Source organism: Microcystis sp. M090S1 (assembly GCF_020246295.1).
Lineage (GTDB): Bacteria > Cyanobacteriota > Cyanobacteriia > Cyanobacteriales > Microcystaceae > Microcystis > Microcystis aeruginosa.
Genome location: NZ_JADBTF010000036.1, coordinates 1 through 6,479 on the forward strand (window position 1 = coordinate 1; position 6,479 = coordinate 6,479).

Sequence of the window (6,479 nt, forward strand, 5' to 3'; positions counted from 1 at the left end):
ATTAAAGCATATCTAAAGAGTTTTGAGTTAAAAGTTAAACTTCAAGTTTTCATTCAGGACGAATGTACTGGTTAACTAATTTTTTGGGAAAAATTAGTTAACCCATCATTATAACATATAATTAATTTGCAAGAGTTCTAGTGGAGAAGTATCGGTGAAACGAGTCCTATTCGATAGTGATGTATTGCTAGATGTTTTGGGTAAGCGTGAACCACATTTTCAAGCATCTGTACAAGCATTAAATACAGTTAAGACAGGTAAAACTCAAGGATATATTTCTGGTCATGCTGTTACCAATATTTATTATATTTTCTCTAGAGAAAATGGAAGAGAAAGCTCAAGAAAATTGGTGATAAGTCTTCTAGAGAACGTAGGTTGGGTTGAAGCATGAAACCCAACACCCGCTCATGTTACCCTACCACTAACCCATCCTACAAACTTTTTGGCGCAAACCCTAACTAATGCTTCGGTAAACGTAAACCATCCGAGCGCATAGGGATTAAAATCTGAGTTAAACTGCGTAATTGTTCGGCCGTTCCCATACAAATTAACAGATCCCCGGCCATTAATTCCGTATCGCCAGTCGGTCCCCCAATTAGCGTACCATCAGCGCGACGTATAGCCAAAACTAACGCCCCCGATCGATATCTTAAATGTGCTTGACTAAGACTTAAACCGACACAGGGACAAGTCCTCGGATCGATTAAAAATTCTTCCATATAAAACGATCGATCGGTTCCGGTTAAAATCCCATCAACAAAATCCATCACCTGGGGTCGTAGGGCTGCGGCCGCTAATCTTCTACCGCCGGTAATATAGGGAGATACTACCGCATCGGCCCCGGCCCGTTGTAATTTCTGTACTGCTTCTTCGGTACTGGCCCTAGCAATGGCGCGGATTTTCGGATTAAGAGTTTTAGCAGACAAAACTGTATATAAATTCTCCGCATCGGAAGTTAAAGCGGCCACAATACAAATAGCGCGTTCAATTCCTGCCATTTGTAAAGATTTATCTAAGGTGGCATCTCCTTGAACAACAATATAATTTAATTCTTTGGCCCGATTTACCTGTAGGGGGTCCGTATCAATTACTACAAAAGGAATATTTTCGGCGTGAAATTCGATCGCCACCTGTCTACCTGTGCGACCCAAACCACAGATGATATAGTGTTCCGATAGTCGATCGATCACGCGTTTCTCCTGTCTCTGTTTGAGTCCCTCTTGAAAATAGCCTTGAATTAAAGCTTCGGTCAAGCGATTAACAATATAACCGATCGTGATTACTCCCATCACGATCAAAACCATTGTAAACAGTCGTCCCCGTTCACCTAGGGGATTAATTTCGCCAAAACCGACGGTAGCGAGGGTACTAATCGTCATATAGGCCGAATCTAGCCAACTCCAACCCTCGATCAGATGATACCAAAGCGTACCCAGCAAAAATACCACAATCAGGGCAAAAATTCCCCCGATTAATTCCTGACGCAGCCGACGATATTTATCTTCACTGATAGACAAGCAAAATTCACCCCTAAGACTGTCTAGTAAATTACAATAAAATCAGTTTTTAATCTAAATAACCCGTCCTTCTCAGACGGATTTGATTATAATTTCCCCTATCTCAAGGTCGCGATTCATCTCCCGTTAGAGCCGCCCTTGCTTAACGGGAGTCCTCTCGCGACCAAAGTGAAACTAACGCGGTAGCGTTTCCACTTTCGAGGAATTTCGCTAGAATACAGAAAGCGGTAAAGCGCGTAAGGTATCACGGAAACCTCCCGCTCCTTTGTACCTCGGAACAAATATCGCCCTTGAAAATGTAATGGTGACGGGTCAAGCAGCATAGAAGCTTAACGGCTAAGGTCAATTCTGCCCACAAATAAAATTCAGAGCCGTCCGCCGCCGGGCAGTCGGTAGACGTTAAACTAAAACGCTTGTGGATTCGGTCTGACGGGGGCATAGTCTTCGGATTGTGTCTAGTTAAGAGGAGTAGAAGCAAGAATCTCCCGTCACAGCCTAGCTTGACGGCGAGAGTGTCAAGTCTAATCGCGCAGGAGTTCCCCAGTGAGTCCAGAAACCCTTTTAGAACCAACCCTAGTTGATCCCACTCCCAATTTAAACCCGAATCAACCCTTCGATCGAGATAGTTTTAACAGCTATGTGATGAATACTTATGGTCGTTTTCCCATTGCGATCGCCAAAGGGTTAGGCTGTCTTCTCTGGGATACTTCCGGTAAACAATACCTTGATTTTGTTGCGGGAATTGCCACCTGTACCCTCGGTCACGCACACCCCGCTTTAATTGAAGTGGTTAGCCAGCAAATCCAAAAACTCCATCATGTCTCGAATTTATACTATATTCCCGAACAAGGGGAACTAGCTAAATGGATTGTCGATCATTCCTGCGCTGATAAAGTCTTTTTCTGTAATTCTGGTGCGGAAGCGAACGAAGCGGCGATTAAATTAGTACGAAAATATGCCCATACGGTGCTAGATTTCCTCGAACAGCCGGTTATTTTAACCGCTCACGCTAGTTTTCACGGTCGGACTTTAGCTACCATCACCGCAACCGGTCAACCGAAGTATCAAAAAGACTTTGAACCCCTGATGCCGGGGTTTGCCTATATTCCCTATAATGATATCGAAGCGGTGGAAAATGCGATCGCTGATCTCGATGAGGGTAATCGTCGTGTGGCTGCGATTATGTTGGAACCCTTGCAGGGTGAAGGGGGAGTTCGTCCAGGGGATATCGAATATTTCCAACGTTTACGGAAAATTTGCGACGAAAATAACATTTTGCTTGTCTTTGATGAAGTACAGGTGGGAGTCGGAAGAACTGGTAAACTCTGGGGTTATGAGAATTTAGGAGTGGAACCGGATATTTTCACTTCTGCTAAGGGTTTAGCGGGTGGTATTCCCATCGGTGCGATGATGTGCAGAAAATTCTGTGATGTGTTTGAACCGGGTAGTCATGCGAGTACCTTTGGAGGTAATCCTTTCGCTTGTGCCTCAGCTTTAACAGTATTACAAACCATTGAACGGGATCATCTTCTCGAAAATGTCCAGCAGCGAGGGGAACAGTTACGCAGCCGTTTACGCGTGATTGCTTCTCAATATCCCCATCTATTTGTCGATGTGCGCGGTTGGGGTTTAATTAACGGTCTGGAAATTAATTCAGAAAGTGAGTTGGTTTCATCTACTATTGTTAATGCAGCCTTGACAGAGGGATTATTAATTGCTCCCGCAGGTCCGAAAGTTCTCCGTTTTGTACCTCCTTTAATTGTCTCGGAAACAGAAGTAGATGAGGCTATGGATAAGCTGGAAGCAGCCATCGCTAAAGTGGTTTAATTTCAGTTATCAGTTATCAGTTATCAGTTATCAGATGTAAGTTTTAAGTTGACAGTTTCCAGTTAAGAGTCAATTATTTTTGAGCTTTATCCCCCTAACTGTCACCTTTTCACTGGACTAGGGGAGGATGAATTTACTCTTGTTCGGGGCAAATAAAATGATCACTTCTGAACCTATTTATTCCCTCCCTAAAACCCCTCCTTTAGAAAATGGTGATCAACTAAGTCGCCAGGAATTTGAGCGTCGTTATCAGAACCTTTCTGAAGTAAAAAAAGCCGAATTAATTGAAGGAATAGTTTATATGTCTTCTCCTGTGCGAGTGCGGAGTCATGGAGAACCTCATTCTGATATTTTAACTTGGTTAGGGGTCTATAAAGCTGCCACAATTGGGGTGATGTCTGCGGATAATACTACTGTGCGTCTGGATGCAGATAATGAAGTACAACCAGATGCTTTACTAAGAATTAAAATTGCTGGACAATCAACTATTAGTGACGATGATTATATCGAAGGTGCGCCGGAATTAATCGTAGAAATCGCCGCTTCTAGTGCTTCCTATGATCTCCACAATAAATGGCGAGTTTATCGTCGTAATCAAGTGCAAGAATATCTTGTTTGGCGAGTTTATGAACGTCAATTAGATTGGTTCCGATTAAATGCTGGAGAATATATTAAACTTGAACCCGATAGTCGAGGGATAATTTACTCGCAGGTTTTCCCCGGTCTTTGGTTAAATGTTAATGCTTTATTAGCGGGTAACTTGGGACAGGTTTTGACAGTTTTACAGCAAGGTTTAGCCAGTCAAGAACATCAAGATTTTCTGAAAATATTATCTCAAAAAACTAATAACTGATTTATGTGGCATCCTGACGCTTATCAAGCTTTAATTGCCGAAGATTATCCTCAAGTTGCGGCAATCTACGAGGAACTAATCGATAACAATCCTGAAAATGTTTCTGACTATTGGTACTTGGGAGTTGCCTATCTTCTGCAAAATTTAGCAGCAGAGGCACAGGTGATGTGGCAAAATGTTTTAAGGGAAGGTAATCTGGAAGAAGTTAAGCAATGGCAAGCAGAATTAGAAGCGGTTTTAGACGCAGAAGCGCGACGACAACAAAGAAAAGGTGATCTGGCAGCTGTAGAATATTTTCGCTATCATCTACAGGAAATTGTTCCCAAGTCAATTAATAATTTATTAGCTTTATTCGACTTAGCTTTAGATTTAGAAATATTCGCTCCAGGAGAACTACTTAATTATCCTATTCAAGAGAATCTCAGATATAATCCCGATCGAGAATTGCTTTTAAATGTAGTTCTCAAAAGTCTTTTATATCCCCACGAATTAACTTTAGATTTAGCTCAAGCAAGTTTACCCTACCTAGAGGAATTAGCCGATAGTTTTATCCCGCAAGCTTTTCAGATAGCAGCACGAGTCACCAACGAGCAACAAAGTCCCACTTTTGGAGTGGAAATTATTAAACTTTGTCTGCAATTAAGACCAAATGATCTGAGTCTTTTGGAACAATTGGTTAACCTCTATATTTTAGCAGAAGACTTTGATAATTCTTTGATAACTGCCTATCAATTCCGAGAAATTTGTCTAACTCCAACCCTAAAGTTATACAGTAATTATCTGATTTTGTTAATACTTTTGCGCTGGGGAGTTTGGCAAGAAATTGATCATATTTATCAAGAATATCATGATTTATTACAGGAATTAACCCGTCAGAAAAATATCACTTTAGAACCGATTATTAAAACTAGCTTTCTCAATGTTTCTAGTCCCCTACCCTACCTAGGCGATCGAGCTTTAGCCAATCGACAATTAACTAATCGCATTGCCGAAATTTTCCTTGATAATAATAGTTTAAAAACTCCTTTGCTTAGGATCAAAAAAGTTCAAGAAAAACTAACGATCGGTTATCTTGCCAGTACCTTAAAACATCATTCCGTCGGTTGGTTAAGTCGTTGGTTAATTCACCATCATGATCGAGAAAAATTGCAAATAGCCATCTATACTATTAACCAAGAAGAAGATGAAATTACCCGTCAATGGTTCCGGGATAGCCGAGATATTATCCGTCATTTTCCCTACGCTCAAAATCCCCTAGAAGTTGCCCAACAAATTCAACAGGATCAGATAGATATTCTAGTAGATTTAGATAGTTTAACCCATAATCTCACCAATCAGATTATGGCCCAGAAACCCGCAGCAAAACAAGTGACTTGGTTAGGTTGGGATGCTTCTGGATTAGCAACTATTGATTACTATATCGCCGATCCCTACGTTTTACCCCAGCAAGCAGAGGAATATTATCGAGAAAAAATCTATCGTTTACCAGAGACATATTTAGCAGTGGATGGTTTTGAAATCGGTACTCCTAATCTCCGTCGAGAAGATTTAGAAATTCCCCCCGATGCTACCATCTATTTTTCCGTACAAAGTGGCATGAAACGTCATCCTGATACTATTAAACTTCAGATGAAAATTCTCGCACAAGTCCCTAATAGTTATTTTCTGATTAAGGGAGTTGGTAAGACTGAAAAAATTCAAGAATTATTTACTGAAATAGCGATTAGGGAGGGAGTTAATCCCCAAAGATTGCGATTTTTACCGAGAGATATAGATGAATATACCCATCGCGCTAATTTACAGATTGCCGATGTGGTGTTAGATACCTATCCCTACAATGGTGCTACCACCACCTTAGAAGTTTTATGGCAAGGAATCCCTTTAGTTACATTGGTAGGAGAACAATTTTCCGCCCGCAATAGTTATACTTTTATGATTAATGCTGGTATTGAAGCCGGAATTGGCTGGAATGAGGCAGAATATATCGACTGGGGAGTAAAATTAGGACTCGATCGCTCCCTTCGTCAAGACATCAGCCATCAACTGTTAGGAAATCGTGACACAGCCCCCCTCTGGCAAGGGAAAAAATTCGCTCAAAATATGGAAAATGCCTATTTAAAAATCTGGGAGGGAAGTTGATATTGACATCCTCGCCGCACTTTTAGGGCGGCGATTCCTAAACCTCACGATTTAAGTTTCTGCTTCCACCACCGTCGCATACCACAGTTAAAAAACCATGTACTGTCTTACACAGAGTCCACAGACTTTCGCCCCATTTCAGA

The 6,479-nt window shown here is 41.4% G+C and carries 5 protein-coding genes; 4 read left to right on the top strand and 1 reads right to left on the bottom strand.

The features are described from left to right. Positions 1 to 154 precede the first annotated feature (154 nt). The gene (locus IM477_RS01555) at positions 155 to 391 is read left to right on the top strand and encodes a PIN domain-containing protein (protein ID WP_287730255.1); all 237 of its coding nucleotides are present in this window, start codon (positions 155 to 157) and stop codon (positions 389 to 391) included. Positions 392 to 458: 67 nt separating this feature from the next. Here the strand turns inward: IM477_RS01555 and IM477_RS01560 are convergent, their stop codons facing one another. Continuing rightward, complete coding sequence (locus IM477_RS01560) at positions 459 to 1,517, bottom strand: potassium channel family protein (protein WP_286826474.1); 1,059 nt, start codon at positions 1,515 to 1,517, stop codon at positions 459 to 461. Positions 1,518 to 2,060: 543 nt separating this feature from the next. Here IM477_RS01560 and IM477_RS01565 point away from each other — a divergent pair. The 3 genes from IM477_RS01565 (at position 2,061) to IM477_RS01575 (ending at position 6,336) form a co-directional block, all read left to right on the top strand. Next, on the top strand, positions 2,061 to 3,344 hold the full coding sequence (locus IM477_RS01565; RefSeq protein WP_287730257.1) for an aspartate aminotransferase family protein: 1,284 nt from the start codon (positions 2,061 to 2,063) through the stop codon (positions 3,342 to 3,344). Positions 3,345 to 3,501: 157 nt separating this feature from the next. Then, positions 3,502 to 4,197 (top strand): Uma2 family endonuclease, encoded by a 696-nt coding sequence (locus IM477_RS01570; RefSeq protein ID WP_287730258.1) that lies wholly within the window; start codon positions 3,502 to 3,504, stop codon positions 4,195 to 4,197. 3 nt (positions 4,198 to 4,200) lie between these two features. After that, positions 4,201 to 6,336 (top strand): O-linked N-acetylglucosamine transferase, SPINDLY family protein, encoded by a 2,136-nt coding sequence (locus IM477_RS01575; protein ID WP_287730260.1) that lies wholly within the window; start codon positions 4,201 to 4,203, stop codon positions 6,334 to 6,336. Positions 6,337 to 6,479: the final 143 nt, after the last annotated feature.